Source organism: Streptococcus mitis, assembly GCF_946190115.1.
Lineage (GTDB): Bacteria > Bacillota > Bacilli > Lactobacillales > Streptococcaceae > Streptococcus > Streptococcus mitis_CO.
Genome location: NZ_CAMHZG010000064.1, coordinates 1 through 274, shown reverse-complemented (window position 1 = coordinate 274; position 274 = coordinate 1). Strand labels below are relative to the sequence as shown.

Below are 274 nucleotides of genomic sequence, written 5' to 3'. Positions count from 1 at the left end.
TTGAGTGATAGTGCTTCGCAGTCAGCAAGTCTAAGCACGTCAGTCTCAACATCGGTATCTATGTCTATTTCAACAAGTACATCAGTCTCAGAATCAGTTTCAACAAGTGCAAGCACACCAGCCTCTGAGTCTGAGTCAACAAGTGCATCTGCATTAATAGACACAGTATCTTCTGAAACACCATCAGAATCAACAGGTAAGTCAAGACAGCAATTGCCAAATACAGGTACAGAAACTTCCAAATCATCTGTACTCCTTGGAGCTTTGGCAGCTG

At 42.7% G+C, this 274-nt stretch carries 1 protein-coding gene; it reads left to right on the top strand.

Annotated elements, in window-relative coordinates:
* Positions 1-60 precede the first annotated feature (60 nt).
* Positions 61-274: hypothetical protein (locus tag N8L90_RS09430; RefSeq protein ID WP_261025230.1), on the top strand; the 214-nt coding region annotated here is incomplete at its 3' end.